This is a genomic window from Aliikangiella litoralis (assembly GCF_052495765.1).
Genome location: NZ_CP199292.1, coordinates 4,043,795 through 4,062,016 on the forward strand (window position 1 = coordinate 4,043,795; position 18,222 = coordinate 4,062,016).

At 36.1% G+C, this 18,222-nt stretch carries 9 protein-coding genes; 1 reads left to right on the forward strand and 8 read right to left on the reverse strand.

From position 1 onward, the window contains the following. Positions 1–83: 83 nt before the first annotated feature. Positions 84–3,707 (reverse strand): diguanylate cyclase, encoded by a 3,624-nt coding sequence (locus tag ACT5E3_RS16785; protein WP_444994694.1) that lies wholly within the window; start codon positions 3,705–3,707, stop codon positions 84–86. Between the two features lie 1,021 nt (positions 3,708–4,728). Here ACT5E3_RS16785 and ACT5E3_RS16790 point away from each other — a divergent pair. After that, positions 4,729–8,862, forward strand: coding sequence for a PilC/PilY family type IV pilus protein (locus tag ACT5E3_RS16790; protein ID WP_444994695.1), 4,134 nt, complete (start codon positions 4,729–4,731; stop codon positions 8,860–8,862). A 21-nt stretch (positions 8,863–8,883) separates the two neighbouring features. On the opposite strand, the gene ACT5E3_RS16795 is transcribed toward ACT5E3_RS16790, so the two are convergent. From ACT5E3_RS16795 to ACT5E3_RS16825, 7 genes are all read right to left on the reverse strand, one after another. Further along, the gene (locus ACT5E3_RS16795; RefSeq protein WP_444994696.1) at positions 8,884–9,198 is read right to left on the reverse strand and encodes a hypothetical protein; all 315 of its coding nucleotides are present in this window, start codon (positions 9,196–9,198) and stop codon (positions 8,884–8,886) included. 491 nt (positions 9,199–9,689) lie between these two features. Continuing rightward, the gene (locus tag ACT5E3_RS16800) at positions 9,690–12,095 is read right to left on the reverse strand and encodes a hypothetical protein (protein ID WP_444994697.1); all 2,406 of its coding nucleotides are present in this window, start codon (positions 12,093–12,095) and stop codon (positions 9,690–9,692) included. 738 nt (positions 12,096–12,833) lie between these two features. Further along, positions 12,834–13,220 (reverse strand): hypothetical protein, encoded by a 387-nt coding sequence (locus ACT5E3_RS16805; protein WP_444994698.1) that lies wholly within the window; start codon positions 13,218–13,220, stop codon positions 12,834–12,836. Positions 13,221–13,330: 110 nt separating this feature from the next. Then, entirely contained in the window at positions 13,331–14,641 is a 1,311-nt protein-coding gene (locus ACT5E3_RS16810; protein ID WP_444994699.1) for an ABC transporter substrate-binding protein, read from the reverse strand. A 173-nt stretch (positions 14,642–14,814) separates the two neighbouring features. Continuing rightward, complete coding sequence (locus ACT5E3_RS16815; protein WP_444994700.1) at positions 14,815–16,626, reverse strand: hypothetical protein; 1,812 nt, start codon at positions 16,624–16,626, stop codon at positions 14,815–14,817. A 142-nt stretch (positions 16,627–16,768) separates the two neighbouring features. Next, the gene (locus ACT5E3_RS16820) at positions 16,769–17,716 is read right to left on the reverse strand and encodes a threo-3-hydroxy-L-aspartate ammonia-lyase (RefSeq protein WP_444994701.1); all 948 of its coding nucleotides are present in this window, start codon (positions 17,714–17,716) and stop codon (positions 16,769–16,771) included. A 118-nt stretch (positions 17,717–17,834) separates the two neighbouring features. Further along, a complete protein-coding gene (locus tag ACT5E3_RS16825; protein WP_444994702.1) occupies positions 17,835–18,197 on the reverse strand; it encodes a VOC family protein in 363 nt (120 codons plus the stop codon). Positions 18,198–18,222 lie beyond the last annotated feature (25 nt).

Sequence of the window (18,222 nt, forward strand, 5' to 3'; positions counted from 1 at the left end):
GAAGTATAGTTTGTGCTTTTAGTTTGAAGGGGCAAATTGCAGATTTATTCAATAACCCAATATCAGCTAGATTTATTAAGATATCAGATCACTTTATACTCTTTTTTCATAGAGGTAATCAGTTTCATTCCTTTGCTATAAAGCAAGTTCTGCTGTTGCTCGGCTAAACAAGATGATATTTCATCACTATCAATATCTTCACCAGCAAAAACACCAACCCAGGCATTCCGTTGATTTTCCTTTGCCATATATAAGCAGCGGTCAGCAATATTAATCACTTGCTCCCAAGTTAACGCATTGTATTTATCAGGAATAAATGGAAATGATGCGAAACCAATTGATGAAGTCATTTTTATTTTTCTCTCCTCACCTATATCAAACTCATATTCTTCAATTACAGTTCTTATTCTTTCAGCTAGTATCGTGCTTGAACTTCGCTGAGTAAAACGAGTGATAACTAAAAACTCTTCTCCTCCCCATCGAATAAGAAAATCTGAGTTACGAAAAACCAGCGTTAACAACCGTTTAATTTGCACAAGCACATTATCACCCGCCGCATGTCCATAGGTATCATTAATTTGTTTAAAGTGATCTAAATCTAAAAGAAAAAATACATGATCGGACTCTTTAGGCATATCAACTCTAGCACCGACTTTCCAATTTTCATAATCCCGCAATGTTTTTTTAATATCTTCATTAAAATGCTGGTTTAAAAAGCGGCGATTTTTAAGACCGGTTAACTGATCGGTCACACTCACTTCCTCAACTTTCTTGTAAGCCGTTAATAAATCAGCATGTACACGTCCATTATCAATTGCAATAGCCGTATAACTAGCAAGCGTCTGTAATAAATTAAGATGTTGTTTTTGATAAGCGTTAGCAGTAAAACTTTGTACTCCTAGTACGCCTATTACTTTTTCTTTTAGTAAAATGGGGGCGTATATCATCGATAACGGTTGGCCTGCTTGCTCACCATTGGCTAATATCCGTTTAGTTGGATTAAATTTTTCTACATAACGTTTATATTCCTTTCTATAATCGCCAATTAAAACGGGTTCAATATGATCAATACACCAAACAGCTAACTGATTTTTATCATTCATTTGACGTTTATACGGTTTATAACGTACCCCGTTTTCAATCGCTAATCTAAATTCAATTTCTTGTTTGCTCTTGTCATATAGACCTATACCAAATATTTTTGCATCCAACATATTATTCATATTGCGATAGAGCGACTCGAGTGCAGCATCCAAATCCAAAGTAGCGGTTATTTCTCTACCAACAGCCCCCAAAGTCGCCAGCTGACGAGTCCGTTCAGCAACCTCCTTACGTAACAAGCGCTTTTGAGCCTGCAACGAACCTAGACGCCAACGAATCATTCCCCAGGTTAAAGCAATAAGTATGAATACATAACTAACATAAGCTAAAATACTTCGATACCATGGCGGTAAAATATGAAAGTCATATATCTTTGATTCAACGGTAACACCATAACGATTTTTAGCTCTTAGAAATAATTGGTACTTCCCTTCCCATAAATTAGAATAATCTTTAAACGTTTCTAAACTCCACGGAGACCACTGCTCTTCTGCGCCTTCTAAACGCACCTGATATTGATTAACACCACTGCCATCATAGCTTAATGCTGCAAATTCAAATCTTAATCGGTTATCACTAAATGGAAGGTTGATAATAGGAGGTTTTCCTCCCCCGGCAAAGAGCACCCGGCCATCACCAGAGATTACTTTACGTAAACGAACCTCAAATGGACTTGAGTAATCTTTATTAATAGATGGATCAAAACGAAATAAACCATCATTCCCTCCTAACCAAAGTGTACCATTAGCATCTTGGTATAATAAATTTATCTCGCTGTCAGCTATGCCACTTAATGATTGTGGTAGCCAACGAAACTCGCCTGTTGGCCCTTTTTTTACAAGACCCACTTCATTAGTATTAGAATTACTTTTGAGTGTTGAAAGCCATAAGCCTCGATTAGTATCTTCAATAAGGCCTAAAATATGACGAGACTCATCTGAAAACAACTGAGAAAACTTTGGTTTAGGTTTAAAACGCCGTTCGGCTTCATCAAAATAATAAATACCTTTTTGAGTCAAAAAAATGGGACTTCCATTGAAATATTGAGGCATATTACTACTCATACTGGGTAATCCATCAGCAATACCAAAGCGCTCAATAGTTGGTTTTAAATCATTGTCTGAGAAACTAATTCTTAATATCCCGTGAGCATAAGTTCCAGCCCATGCCTTCCCATCATTGGTGGGCAAAATTTGACGAACCTCTACATCAATTCCAGGTATGTTACCTTCATTATGCCAAGTCTCATTTTCATATTTTAATATCCCTATACCATTACGAATACCTATATAAACCTTGTTCCCTAATGACGATAATCCGTAAGAGTTAGTTGAATAAATTAACTTTGTTGTACTATCAGTTACTTCATATACCCCCTGATAATTTGCAACGAGTAACTTATCTTTAAACGGTAATGCTCCCCAAACCAAATTAGGGATATCAGGATGCTTGGCAAAAGAAGCATCGGGCCCCACATTAAGATAAAACAGTCCTTCTGTAGTGCCAACATATAAAGTCTCACGAAAGCGATCTATCGAAACGACAACACCATCGACTCCATTAGCCTTTGTAAATTGCGATAAGTTGCTGTTTATTTCAACTCTACTCAAACCATCAGATAAGGTTAACCATAAACCATTTTGGCTATCGAACATTAAGGCCGTAACGGTATTACTGATTAAACCATCATTTAAGTTTAGATGTTCAAGCCAGACTCCCTTTTTATCAATAACATAAGCCCCTCCCCTTAATGTACCAAAAATAAAACGTCCATCAGGTAAAACAATACCGTTATATAATAAATTATTTTTTATCGCTTCATCAGCTTCGGTCAGCCAAGGTTTAAATGTTACTCCGTTATAAATAAAGAAACCTTGGGTTCGAGTTCCAATCAAAATGTCTTTGCCAGAACTTTCCGGCCACGGCAATATCGAATATATTTTCTCACCTGCAAAACGCTCACCGCCGTTGACTAGCTTGAGCGTATCACCACCAAGTTCCATAAGGCCTTGCCCAACGTCACGTGTATAAATTTTTTGACCGATTTGAAAACTAAAGTGAAAACTGTTTTTGGGATCCCAAGATTCAACACCATTAGTCCCAAACCGATAAAGACGCTTAAAGCTTGAAAATACGATACCTTTGTCGGTAGAAAATGTTTGCCATACATCTGCAAAATTTCGCTGGCTCTCAGGAATTTGGCTTACTAACGAGACATAATGCATTTTACCTTGAGAGTCAGGTTCAAGGTAACCTAGTTCGCTGATCGCCCCCACATAAATTCGCCCTGAGCCAGGCTCTAAAACAAGTGAACGAACAATAGTACCGTTACTCACAGGGATTAATCGCCAACTAACCCCATCAAACTCAAGTACTCCACTAGTGTTACCGATATAGATTAACCCGGAACGAGATTCAACTGCCGCCCAATTTTGTAGGTGAGCATTATAGTCTTTAGGTTTAAATTGGCGAAGAATCGGTGAACCCGCTTCTAATAAATTCTGAGTATTGTTTATAACATCAGGCTTTTGCCCAGAAACAGCCATGACCATAACACTAGAAAATATAAAAACACCTAATCCTATAACAAGCAGCGATATACACAATAAAGCTTCCCTCATAAAGGATGAAATATTTTTTATACTGTAGAACCCTTTGTAGCACAGACAAAGTAACACCGTTTGACTCTTCAAAAATATCTCAGCAACTATTGTTATTTGTGTTATTCAAGAAGTATAGGAATCATTTTCAATATTATCTAGGTTAGAATTCATATTGAAATGAGGTATTGTCACTTAAATTATCTTCAGCTCAACACTCAATCCAACAGAGACGAAAACTGAGTTTAATAAAATAACATAAACTATCGCCACAAGAATGATTGCTATCAATACGAGTCATAAAACTTATAAATTAGAATCATATAAATTAAAACAGTCTGATATAAAGTATATATTTTTTCAATCAAATCTAAATATCATTTCTTTCAAAAGAACAAACATAATCTTTGTATGCGTTAAGTTAAATAACCGATAACAACTCTTTTATATAAAACCAAAAATTCTCTTCAAATCAATTTTAATTTCGTGTCTAAATTTGTGACCCTTCTCACATATGAATAATTTTACAAACCATTTATCCCATTAACTCTAACAGTCATCGAGCAGAAGTTGGTATATTATACTGCAAGCGTAAAATAACGAAATCAACTACAGATAAAGCAAATAAAAAAACATGAAAAAAAACTAAAACTTTAAATTTAAAATGGCGATAGTCATCGTCCGTATCTTGACTTCCTTTGCTATTCCAGCTTTAAAAAGCGGCTATAAAATAGACATTTAAAAAGGCATGAAGTGTTTTTATAGTTGCCAATTAAAAAATTATTATACAGAAAAAATTAAACTGCTAACGGCGAATAAAGCCATGATTTAGCGGCATGGTTTTATTGTGTTTATAAAACGATAAAAAGTAATGATTAGCTGCCAATAAAAGTAGCTAACCATCGCAAAATACTAGAAAAACAATTTATATAAAACTATCTGTTTGTTTGAACTTTATGCTCTTTTCAACAACAGGTTTAACCATTAAACATTTTGGGAACAATCGGATTTATCCGAGGTAATTAAGATGATTTCTTTAAGACAAATAAAAAAAACAACCCTATTTACATTAGTCTACTCTTTTTTAGTATTGAACACTGCTTATAGTGATGATACAGAAATATTTTTTGCTAAAACAGATATAAAAAACCAAGCTAAACCAAATATATTATTTATCATCGACACATCAGGCAGTATGACGAACACTGTAGATAGTGGTGAGACCCGACTACAAGTTGTCAAAGATGTTATGTCAGAAGTATTAACGAATGTAAAAAATGCTAATGTCGGTTTAATGCGCTATAACAGGGGCGAACCAAGAGGTTTTGATCTGGCAAGAGGAGGACCAATACTTCATCCTGTGACAGATATTGATAAACCCATCGATCCTAACATTGTCAAAATAATAAGTAATGGCAGTAATGATGCTAGCCAATTAGAAAACGGCGTTGTCTCATTAAATACAGAAGTATTAAAACTAGGAGAAACGGCTAACGCTTTAGTAGCAGTTAGATTTAATGGCTTACAAATTCCTCAAGGTGCAACAATCTCTTCAGCTAAATTGTCTTTTAGCGCTGTCGGTCCTAATCAAACCAATAATAGTCAATTGACAATTGCTGGACAGCTTGTTGGCAACGCTCCAGCTCTGACTAAAAATAATAATAATCTTTCAGATAGAGAAGATAAAATAACCGATAAAATTGATTGGAGCATTAATGAAACTTGGAAAAACGGTAACATTTATAGCACACCTGATTTAACGCCTGTGGTTCAAGAAATAGTCAATCAAGGCGATTGGTGTGGCGCTAACAGTATGGTATTTCTTATTAAAGGAAGTGGAAAAAGAAGTATATTTAGCTTAGAAGGTAGTGTTGCTAATAGTAATCAAAATAATTATTACGTTGCCCCCAAATTACGTATAACTTTTGAAAACCAGTTACCAGCGGGTGCTAATGGTTGCTTTCAAAAAATAAGCTCTACTCGCATTTCAAATAATAAACATGATTGGGTTAAACGAGATTCAAATTTTATTTCTAATGCATTATATTTATTACCTTACGATAGTAATTATGCTAGCAGTGGCGTAGGACTCAGTTTCAATAACGTTAATGTGCCAGCAGGAGCCGATATAAAAAGAGCTTATTTAAGTTTTAGCAGTGTTCAAGATGCAACAACTTCAGGAAAAATTAGTATTAAAGGCGTTCGTTTAGTTAATCCAAATTTAACTGACTATGCGAATTTAAATCAAAATGCAACGATTGGTCCTGTAGACTGGTCCCAAAAAGAGTGGAGTGAAAATGAAAGTGTAAAAACGACTGATATCTCTTCCATTATTAAAACAATTATTGGTTTAAATGGCTGGACACAAGGAAGCTCAATATCATTAACTCTAGAAGGCGATGCCGATATGAATGGAGCAGCCATGTTTGCTTATAGTCCTTTCTCTTCAGAACAGCCTGCAAGCCTACATATTGAATACCAAACGGAATATCAACCAGATACAATCAAAAAAAGAGATGAGCTGATTAATGCAATTGCAGAATTACCTGCTGATGGTTATACCCCCATTAGTGATGTAATGGCGGAAGCTGGATTATACTTTCGCGGCGGCAAAGTAACATACGGCATTGATAGAGATGGAGCCAGCAGTAATCGAGTCAGTCATCCAGATTCATGGGATAAAAACACTGGCACTTTACTGACCCCACCCGATTGCGACAAGGAGAGCGATTATAGTTCACCAGCTTGTGCAGACGAAAAAATCACAGGGAACCCTAATTATATTTCCCCTGTAAAAGCAGGAAAGGAAGGCCATTGTCAGTCTAATAATATTGTACTACTGACAGATGGTGAACCAACAAGTCACCATAGTTTAACTGAAGAAATTTATAAAACCTGGGCAGCGTTTCGAGCAGATGATGAAAAAGACAATGATGATGCTAATGACGCAATATGCCTTCGTAATAGTGACGATGGGGACTATGGTTCTAATTGTGCAAAAAAAATAGCAGGAATATTAGCAAACCCAGGAAAAAATGCACCAGAAGGAACTCCCAAAGTTAATACTTATACCATTGGCTTTGCAGCAGATTTTGAACTGTTAAAAAATATGGCTGAAGCTGGAGGTGGAAAGTATTTTACTGCTAATAATAAAGATGAGCTAATAAAAAAGTTTGATGCAGCATTAAATGAAATTGAAAATACTAATTCATCTTTTGTGTCAGTGGGTGTATCGGTTAATCAATTAAATCAATTGACTAACAGTGAAGAAATATATTTCTCTTTATTTTCTCCGGCAACAGAAATAGGTTGGCCGGGAAATGTCAAACGTTATAAATTAGGCGGAGATGGAACCATACTTGATAAAAATAATCGCCCCGCTATTGACGGTTCAAAATTTAGTGATGCAGCTCAAAGCTTTTGGAGTGACTCTGCTGATGGTTCCAATGTTTCACAAGGCGGTGTGGCAGAAAACCTTGGCTATCAAAGAAAAGTTTATTCTAATATTACTGGCTCAACAGATATTACTTTAACCGCCCCAGACAATATTGTAAAAAAAGGAAATGTATCGATTACTTCCGATATGTTATTAGCAAGCAGTATAGCTCAAAGAAATAATATTTTAGACTGGGCCAGAGGTCTTGATATTGTATCAGACCAACCAAAGTCACATAACATTATAGGAGATCCCCTGCATTCCAGTCCAACTGTGGTTGCTTATAAATCTAATGGCACGATAAAGTCAAACCTTTTTGTCGGTACTAACAATGGTTTTTTAAGTTCTTTTAATACCGTTGATGGGACTGAAAATTGGGCTTTTATACCGAAACAACTATTAAGTCAGTTAAAGCCAATTATGGAGAAAAATAAAGGTGATCATATCTATGGTATTGACGGTTCTATTTCTATTTATAAAACAGATGAAAATAAAAATGGGCTAATTGATAATGGAGAAAAAGCTTACCTTTATGTTGGAATGAGAAGAGGTGGTAGTAGCTATTATGCTTTAGATATTAGCCAACAAAATCAGCCCAAATTAATGTTTACCATTAATCCTAATACCGATGGTTTTGGCCTATTAGGGCAAACTTGGTCAAAACCATTTATTGGTAAAATAAATATTGGTGGTAAACAAAACCGACAGGTTCTAATTTTTGGTGGTGGTTATGATATCAAACAAGATACAGCCGGAACCCCTTCGGTCACCGATCAGAGAGGAAACAGAATTTATATTGTTGATGCTTTAACTGGAAAATTGTTGTGGAACTCTTCAGAAGCAACATTACCAGCAGGTTCTCAAGCTAGCGATGTTTCTTCTATGAATTCAGTACCTGCAAATGTCACGGCTTTTGACTTAGATGATGATGGATTACTTGATCATATTTATGCATCAGATACTAAAGCACAAGTATTTCGTTTTGACATTAACAATGATCAACAAACAATTGTTGGTGGTCGAATTGCACACTTACAATCAGCAGCAGACATTGCCAATAACAGGCGCTTTTATTACCAGCCCGATGTCGCATTAATACGATTAAAACACGAAACTTTTATTAGCATATCTATCGGTTCTGGTTACCGGGCCCATCCTTTAGATAAAAATATAACAGATTATTTTTATATGATTAAAGACAAAGGGGTTCTCGCTAAGAAATTTGATATGGATGTATCAATGGAAGATCTTTTAGATGTATCTGATCTGGTAGGCTATGATCAAAATGGAAAATCAATTCCGGGTGAAAAGTTAAAAGAAAGTAATAAAAGAGGTTGGTACATAGGTTTTACCAACACAGGAGAAAAAGTAATCGAACGTTCAATTACTTATAGCAACACTGTTATTTTCACCAGTTATTTACCTCCATCATCAATCACCAATGGGTGTAATGCACAAGCTGGTGCTTCTCGTAGATACATGATGGATATTGCCGATGGAAACCCTTACCAAAATAATGGTGGAGATGACACACTAGATAAAAATGATCGATATGTAGACTTAGAAGGCGGAGGTATTGCCCCTCCTCCTCAAATATTAATACCAACGAATCAATCTGGAAAAATTGAGCCTCAAGTATGTATCGGTCTACAATGTGACAAAGCACCTGTAACCCCCAATAATGTTATGGGGTTAAGGTGGAAAAAAGGTCCATACAATAAATAATCAGACGTTTTAAGCCTTGCTTTAACAAGGCTTATTCTCCTTTGAATGAGTTAATGTTAAAGCCGACTCAACCGTCTGCTTTTCAGCCAAAGCCCGTAGCGATAATTCAACCGTTACCGCCTGCATAAAATCCTGAATGCATTGTTCCGTTGCTTCCGGTAAGTTATGTTCGGGGCTAAAAAACTCACATCGAAGTGGGTCGGTCAGAAACTCAAACCTTAATACATATTCATCCCCAATGGGGATATAATAGAGTGTACTAAAGCTGCTATCGGAAAGTGACACATTAAAATAAGTGTAAACGCTGCATGGCCTAATAAAACACCTTGGCACCATCACTATGCCCCCCCAGTTCACCTTGTCTTGGGAGGAAGCTGTTTTTCAAGCAAGAGTTGTTAGCCGTTGTGAGTTGCCTGTGCTCTCTTCCTTGAAGTGGCATTCCTGTGTTTTAAAGATTTTGAAGTTAACGACGTTTGCCGAAGTCGAATTAAAAAAGTGATACGAGCTTTGTCGTTGCGCAGGATTTTAGGGAATGCAGTTCTTTCAATCAATAGCGCTGGGTGCTCTAGTTCACAGTTTTGATAATTGTTTGGACTAAGAGCTAATTCTGGAATGAGTTGTTAGTTTTTACTATTCCATTAACAATAGATACATCAGTTGGCAATTAATAATAAAAGTCATTAATTGATTCGCTTTAAATGAGATGTGTTGAACATCGAAATTTCAACACATCTCTTTCAATAACTACCCATTCTATTGTTAGAAAAATAGTACTAAAAATATTTTAAACAGGTAATCATTTCTACTTTTTACATCAACTTAAAACACTAGTTAAGTGTTATCCAACCTGAATAGCTACTTTTTCCACAACTATTAACTGCTCTGATACGAGTATATTGCGTGCCAGATAAACCTAACGTATAAGTTGTTGAAGAAGTACTAGCATGATCGGCCCATGCACTACCGCTCCAGATTTGAATATCGTAACTACTTGCACCTGATACTGCATTCCAACTGATTGTTTGGCTATTACCAGTTAAACCGGTTGGTACTGATGGTGCTGTGTCACAACTGCTACCTGATAAAACAACCTTAGTCCAGCCGCTATAGTTACTACTACCACAGCTATTTTTTGCACTAACACGAACATATTGAGTACTACCAGCCGTTAAACCAGTAAACTTATAGTTGTTTTTGTCTGTTGTACCAATCGTTTTCCAAGCACCATTCACCCATAACTGAACAGTATAACTGGTTGCAGTATTAACAGAGTTCCAATTTGCGGTGAATCCTGTAGAAGAGTCGACTGTACCTGTTGGGTTATTAGGCACATTCGGTGCAGATGTACAACCGCTATCATTAGAAGCAACATAAGTATGATTAGTCTTAGACCAGCTACCATTTTGTTGATACCAGAATGTAACATGAACAGTTGAACCATCGGTTGGTAAGCCTGTTACCGTGTGAGAAGTACCTGTCACTGTACTGCCACTAGTATAGTAATCTTTTGCGCCACTTGTCGAACCAGCATAAAACCAGAAACCATCAGCATTACCAGGCGTCCACTTGAATAGTTGTGATGTTCCACTTAAAGTCGCACCATCAGCAATATTAGTGATTGCTGGCGTATCGCCACCAGTATCCGATCCTGAAATTGAACCTTCTATTGCATAGTAACCGAGAGAAGAGTATTTTGAAAAACCATGACTAGGCGTCCCTTCTGCTCCACCAGTAATTTCTAATGTGTAGTTTCCTGCTGACAAATTACGGTTAAATGAGGCCGAACGATTCACACTTTTATTTGACTGAGCAACAATGTTTCCTGAACTATCTTTGATATAAGCTTGCACATCTAACATAGCACCGCCAATATGTTCGATTCGATCAATGGTAAAGTTTACATTGCCACCAGAAGCACCAATGGTAAATGAGAAACTATCTGAATCTGTATTTCTCCCTATTTGTCCCACATTTTTATCGGCACTAACATTGCCATTCGCATCAACAACCAGCGCTTTAGTACCACTTATATCATCTTGTCTATAAGGGAAAAAAGTCGTCATTTTAGCAAAATCATCTTGACGGTTTGATGCGCCAGAATATTCACCTTTACTCCATTGGTAAAGTGCATTGCTCCAATTATTTCCAGGCCAATAATTCCCCATAATTGGTATCCATTGAAATTCAGGTATGCCATTAAAGTATTCACCACCCGGCTGACCACCATCATGAGCAAGATGAACTAAATGCCCAAACTCATGAACCGCTGTTCTCCCTTCACCATAGGCGTTAGATTGTCTATATAGAGTACAAAAACGAGAAGTACCAAAAGCAAAAGCACAAGACGATCGCCCTGTTTCACGATACATCGTTCCTCCACCTCGCTTACTAGGTGCAGCGCTATCATAAACAGCTTTGTTTGTCGTTACATTCACATCAAACATAGAGAAACCAGCCGCAGTAATTTGCCAGGTTGTCCATATGTATTCTTTAGAAACATCATAAGGAACCCCATCACTGCCCATAACTTTACGAGTATCTAACCAGATAACGTAACTAGAGCCAGGCTTACTTTCCAATTTACCAACATGTGTTCCCGGATAAGAACCAATATGTGGTGCAGCAGCAAATGTTGCTGCAGAGGAAGACTGTGCTGCCAATGCTGATAAAGGTAATGCACTCGATGTTAACCCAGATTCGTTATGATGTCCTAAATTACACACCGGATGTACATCGGTAATTTTAACTTTGTCAACAACCAGCTTATCACCTTCAGTTTTATACTCATAGGCAATATCTTGATCTCTTAATATTACCCACCCATAAACACTCTTTTCATTTCCTTGTAAGATAAATTCAGAATCAGCACTTCCAACAACTTTTCCGTTAGTAGACAAAGTACCATCTACTTCAAGCGAAAAGTTATCAGCATTAACTTGTATTTCCTCACCAGAATTATTAAGCAGTGTAAAAGAAGGTAATGCATTGCTCGCTTGAGCAGCATTGTAATTATTGTGTTGCATTAATTGTTGTTTATTACTTTCATTAATACCAAATTTCTGAAGAAACGATGCAGGTGTTCCAAGCTGCATTCGGTTAGTATTAGACTCGTTTGTGCTTTGGTTTTCAGATGAGAATGCTATAGAACTAGTTAGCAAACACGCTGTAACCAAAAGCGGCTTAAGTTTTCTTTTTATCTTAAAAAAAAAGAATGGTATTTCATTTTTTTTCATATTTATCATCCTAATGAGAAATAACGAGGCAACAACATCAATACATTTAAAAGAAATAAAAAGCAGCTATATAGTTTTAATTTTGGTGCTAGCTTATTTTTCAAGCAATTAAAAGCATATAGTTTTTTTTATATTATCAAGAAGTTTTTTACTGAGTGAAAACAATAAAATCAGTAATAAACTTAGAATAATAAAGCATGGCTGTTATTGTGATTCTCGATTTAATTGTTATTATCAAATAATTATTTATAAAGACAGTCTTTATTAAAAAGCAATAAAAACACTATTTTTTACAAGCAAAAAAACAATATGCTTTGCAATGACTACTGACATACAACGCCAGTAACTTTGAAGCTTAGCAAGTTAAAACACTTCCATCTAGTGAATATGTCTCAATAAAAAATTTTAAAATTTATGTTGAGCATATGTTTTTTTATTATCCTGAAAAAAAACAATATAATATTAGCAATCACAAAAAAAATTACGCTATAAAAAAATACCAATCAGTAGACTAAATACAATAATCAAATAGAACTTAATGGTGTTTAAAAATCACGCATTAAAATTTATAAATTAGATTTATACTTATAATTTTTCAAATCACTCATTAAAGATAAATCACTAGTATAGAAAGGGCATGATACATTACCGCAAAACCATAGCCAAACGGAATACCTTTATTCTTATTATAAGCTTTTATTGGCTTGGGTGGACTTTGACGAGGACGTTCTATTACGACTAATCAACGCATAAGAATGGCTGGGAGATCCCAGAGTCAACTTCTTGAAAACAACCACATGGGTTGTTATTTGCGCTACAAACACCTTCAGTTTTCACTCCTGCACTTAATTCAACTGGAGTAACACAGATTCCTTGACATTCTTTACTACTACTACATTTTTTACCTGCATCTTGATAAGTTCGAATACAAGTTGGTATACCAGCCATGCAAGCTTTTTTTATAGTTCCCCCGCTATTCAAACAGGCTAATTTATCGGCTTCACTCATTTCTAAGTTTTCTATAATTATTGGTTTATCATCCTTTATCTCTTCAGAGATAGAACAACCAGCAACGATAATTAATCCAATAAAAATACCTACCCAAACAACTTGTTTAAATTTCATAGTAATAGCTACTCTGTAAAATGAGTTTAATCAATAATGATTATATTTTTGACTATTTATTAGGTATATACAAGCATTAAATATTTCGTTTATTCTTTTAATTTTATACTTCATTTATCTAAACTTATCGCTCGGTCACAACCGCTACCATAAATATAATTGAAGTCAACCATTTTTAAACCCACTTGCAAATTATCACCTTGTTGATCAAACTCAACCAAGCCACTTTGAGGTTGAAACAAAATCTCTTTATTGCTTTTAATCAAGTTATTTAAATGATTAAATGAGTAACTATCTATTTTTTTACCATTAAGCTGTGTCACACTTCTAATCGCTTTAGAAAAACTTACATGATTATGCTCAGCATAAATTAAAGCAGCCGCTGCTAAATAGGTTAGATCATAGATAAACAAAGAGGTATAACTTGCATTTTTTATTTCTAAAGTTCTATTAATACCTTTAATCGTACTTATTTTCTTATCTGGAATATTAGGAATAACAGAGTAAACACAAATATTTCTCTCGTTATTTTTACTCGGCAAATTAAGTTTTTTTCTAGAGTGCTCAGGTAATAACACAATCGGTAGCGGGCCGTCCCACAAAGCTTTAATTTGCTTGATAATTGACTCAACTTGATTAGGTAATGCTGGGATAAATATCGCATCGGCATTTAACTTATTGGCTTTTTTTATCTCCCAGATTAAATTGAAGTTTTCATAATTAATTGCACGACTTAATGGTGTCTTTGATACAATATTTAAATTATACATTTTTGATAATCTAATTAACTCCAACATTAATTCCTTACCAAATAAATCGCGGTGGTAAAAAATAGCCACTTTTTTAATTTGATTATGTTGGGTAAAGCGAATTATTTCTTGAATAATCTGATTATTTGTAGCATTGATTCTAAATATTAAATCCTTATCTTTTATAGCACTGATTTGATTCACATTCGCAGCAGGCAAAAGCATAGGAATATTATTAGGAACCGTTACATATTTAGCTATATCGATCGCATAAGTTGAACTTAATGGACCAATTAACGTTTTAATTGAATAATCATCAAGCATTTTATTAACGATATTAACACCAGTACTGATTTGAGAGCTGTCATCGCCTCGAATAATCACGAGTCGTTTACCATTAATTCCTCCTTGACTATTAATCTCTCTAGCCGCAAATTCAGCAGCAGCAATATACTCAACAGAAGCATGCTTAAAGACAGAAAATGGTACTAACAGTCCGATATTAACACTTTTGCTATCGGGCAAATTTGTTTTTTCTAGTAGTATTCCCTGTGAGTGAGTAGTGTTTGTTTTTATTGCCATTAACTCCATTAGAGAAGCCTCTAAGAGCGCATCACTTGCACTACTTCCCATCGTGAACAAAGCTAATATAAAACAAGTCTTTAATAACATTAAAAAACCTTAGAAAGTCAATAGGCCACCACAAAAACAAAATTGTGTTTAGTCCTTATATTATAGACGATGCAATCAATAATAATTGTCAATTAAAACACGGCAAAAAACTTATGCCTCATTCACTTATACTGAGGCATGAAAATAAAGAATAGTGCAAATCAAGGGGGGGATTAATTGGGCTTATCAGTAAGATCTAGCCCATTATTTTCATCGATTTCTTTCGTATCAGTCTCCATTTTTCCTTCTGCTCTCTCATGAGTTATCACACCTGAATCATCTTTATTCAACGCAGCTTGAGCATTTAATGAACGAGTCTCTTGGTTAACCTGATAAATAGCCCCTGCTGAGTTTAAATCTTTTTCGTTAACCCCAGCAATTGTCTCTCGGTTGCCTAAAAACTCACGCATTTCACTGGTAATTTTATCAAGGTCATCATCAGATTTATGCATCTCTAAAATGCGCCGATAATACTCAAGATTATTGTTGCCACTTTCTGCAAAACAACTTGAGACAATTCGAGAAGTCACAATCCAAGGAGTCATACTTGAACGAACAACGACATTTTCAGAACGCGTACTATCATGAATACTCGTTCCAGTGCTTACTTTTGATTCACTATATGTCCCCTTGCATTGGAACAAAACAATAAGAGATTCAAAATGCATTTCTGCCCAAAAGATATGTGCCGTATTACTGATTATTCGACCAAAAACCCAAATCAATGCAGGGTAAATTAATGCATCAACTGCAGGAATTGGAGCTGTTGTCACCTGGGTAACCGGTTCAATTGCCTGATAAAACAAAATAGCGGCAATAACAAGCAATGTTTCTCCAACTAATGTCCCCGCAATTCTCAATGTTTTAAACAAAGGTTTCACCGGAATCTCGCGATAAACAGGCTGAGTTTCTTGAATCATTTCCCCTGAGAATTTTCCTTTATCATTACTCCCCTGCTCCACCAGATTAGCGTCAAAGTCTCGATAAACCCGGTTAGGTATTTCTTTATATCGACGATTGGCCATCACGATATTTTCGAAATTGATAAATATTTCCTGCGGATGAATGCTTTCCTGCCAATTGTGTCGAAACTCAGAAACCTCGGTTTTAGGATCGGCTTGACTTGCTCTAAAAAATGTTAGAGTTAAACCATAAACAGCAGCAATGACTCCTAAAATAGTCATGGTTAATATATAGCTACCAGCCGATAACGGTAATTCTGGCAGTATAAAAACATTATGGTGAATATAACTTAAAGCAACCGGGGCTAAAATAGAAAAAACAACCATTAAAATAACGCCACCAGAACTGGCTGTGCCAACCGTTATTTGTATGATTCTCTTAAGTGGGGAACGACGACCAGACCATAAAACAAACAGAAAAATAGCTAAAACAACACTTAACCAATCGAGTACTGGCGTATTGTTAATATCCGTTAAACCTGTTGAACCAGAAAACCATGCTAAACCGTAGCATAAAAAGGCTAATAAAGTATAAAGTAAACCACTACTCATTTGCTGTGCAGCTGTTCGTATAGGATAAGGAGTAAATAATAAACGAGGCATTAATGTGTGAATTAATCTGGCTAACCAGCCTTGTGGCTCAACAAAAGTCAAGTTCTTACGCCCCATTAACATTTGTTCTAAATCTTTGTCACCATAGGCTAAATAAGTTTCACGAACATGTGCTTCACTTTTATTAATATTTCTTGCCAAACTAGCTGGTACACCACGCCCAACAAAAAAGCGCATCACTTTAAAAAGACCACGCCCGGTTGCAACAACCCCATTACCCAATAATAAAATACCAATGGCCAAGGAAAGCCAGCCCGCTTCTTTCGCACCTTGCGCAACAAGATCTTTGACTGCTAATAAAGCCACTATCCCCAATATAGTTACAATTACTCCTCGAACGGTTAATACAAACCCTTCAAATTTAAAAGGATTCTTAATACCTAAAGTATCCGAGCCATACTCAAACGCCATTATATTTCCTCATGCTCACAAACGCTATCTCATCAAAACGAGCCTATTAGGCTAACATTCCGCTTAATTTGCTAGCTATCTTATACAAACCTATAACAAATATAAATCAACAGCTATATTCACTCTACTTAAAAACCAAATTTTAGTGTTCTGTTAGTATTTCAGCCATTGTCTTACTATCAATATTACCACCACTGATTATAACCCCAATATTTCCTTTAGGCTTTATTGCACCACTCATTAGAGCAGCTAAACCTAATGCACCAGATGGCTCAACAACCATTTTCATACGAGCAAAGAAAAAACGAACCGCCTCTTTAATAGCCGCTTCAGTTACTGTTACCATTTGATCAACATTTTGCAAAATAATTGGAAATGTAAGCCCACCTAAAGAAGCAGTTCGAGTTCCATCAGCAATAGTTGGCGGGTTGGGTTTAACATGAAGCTTGCCTGTCTGAAACGATAAAGTGGCATCGTTAGCCAACTCAGGCTCTACACCAACCACCTGACACTCAGGATTCATATGCTTTGCAGCTATCGCTGTCCCCGATAATAAACCACCGCCTCCACAAGGCGCTATAATAGTGCTAAGTTGGGGGTGAGATTGAAAAAACTCATAAGCAACAGTCCCTTGACCTGCAATGACATTGGGGTGATCAAAGGGAGGGATTAAAGTTAAATCATTTTGCTGCAAAATCTCTTCTGCAACAGACTCTCGAGTCTGCGTTTGTGGATTATAAGTGATGACTTGTGCACCATATCCACGTGTGGCAGCCAATTTGATAGAGGGTGCATCACTTGGCATTACTATCGTTGTTTTAACACCCAGCATATGCCCCACACAAGCAATTGCTTGAGCATGGTTGCCAGATGAATAAGCAATAACCCCTTTTTCTTTTTCTTGAGAGGAAAGCTGAGAAATACTATTAAATGCTCCTCTAAATTTAAATGCTCCAACCTTCTGAAAGTTTTCACACTTAAAAAATAGGTTAGCATTCAATTGATTGTCGAGTGTACTAGAAGTAAAAACAGGCGTTTGGTTTGCGTGCCCAATAAGACTTTGACTTGCCGCTTTAATTTGTTCGAACATAAATTTCTCTCAAAAAAAATTGGCGATATTCATACAGCGCTGTGAATGCTATATGAATAACTAACGTCGGCTATTCTAATTCAGTCAATAACTCTGTGTCCAATAAAAAACGATTCACTTAATGAGTCGACTCTAATTTTGACTGAAAACTCAAATTCAAACCATTGGGGGCTTGCAAATAGTAAATTTTCTCTCCATGAGCTTCAACAGGACCATAGGGCTGTAATCCATTATTTTTAGCTTCTTCTGCCATTTTCTCTGCATCATCAACCACTAGCTGAAGCATAATTCCTGCGGGCATGTCATCGGTTTGTTGCCATATTTCTAACCAAGAATGTTCACTTGAAGTGCCAAATACACCGCCACTAAACTCTTCCTCATTCTTAAAGCGATTTTCTAGCCCCAACCCTTTCTCAAAAAAATCTTTTAACTCATCGGCTTGCTCAGTTACAGAGCAAAAACGAATACCTAACAACACCATAACTTTCTCCTTAACCTTAAAATGC

Coding starts and splice junctions, on each gene's coding strand:
- ACT5E3_RS16820 (WP_444994701.1), bottom strand. CDS start 17,716: ATGTTCGAACAAATTAAAGCGGCAAGTCAAAGTCTTATTGGGCACGCA.
- ACT5E3_RS16795 (WP_444994696.1), bottom strand. CDS start 9,198: ATGGTGCCAAGGTGTTTTATTAGGCCATGCAGCGTTTACACTTATTTT.
- ACT5E3_RS16805 (WP_444994698.1), bottom strand. CDS start 13,220: ATGAAATTTAAACAAGTTGTTTGGGTAGGTATTTTTATTGGATTAATT.
- ACT5E3_RS16810 (WP_444994699.1), bottom strand. CDS start 14,641: ATGTTATTAAAGACTTGTTTTATATTAGCTTTGTTCACGATGGGAAGT.
- ACT5E3_RS16790 (WP_444994695.1), top strand. CDS start 4,729: ATGATTTCTTTAAGACAAATAAAAAAAACAACCCTATTTACATTAGTC.
- ACT5E3_RS16800 (WP_444994697.1), bottom strand. CDS start 12,095: ATGAAAAAAAATGAAATACCATTCTTTTTTTTTAAGATAAAAAGAAAA.
- ACT5E3_RS16815 (WP_444994700.1), bottom strand. CDS start 16,626: ATGGCGTTTGAGTATGGCTCGGATACTTTAGGTATTAAGAATCCTTTT.
- ACT5E3_RS16825 (WP_444994702.1), bottom strand. CDS start 18,197: ATGGTGTTGTTAGGTATTCGTTTTTGCTCTGTAACTGAGCAAGCCGAT.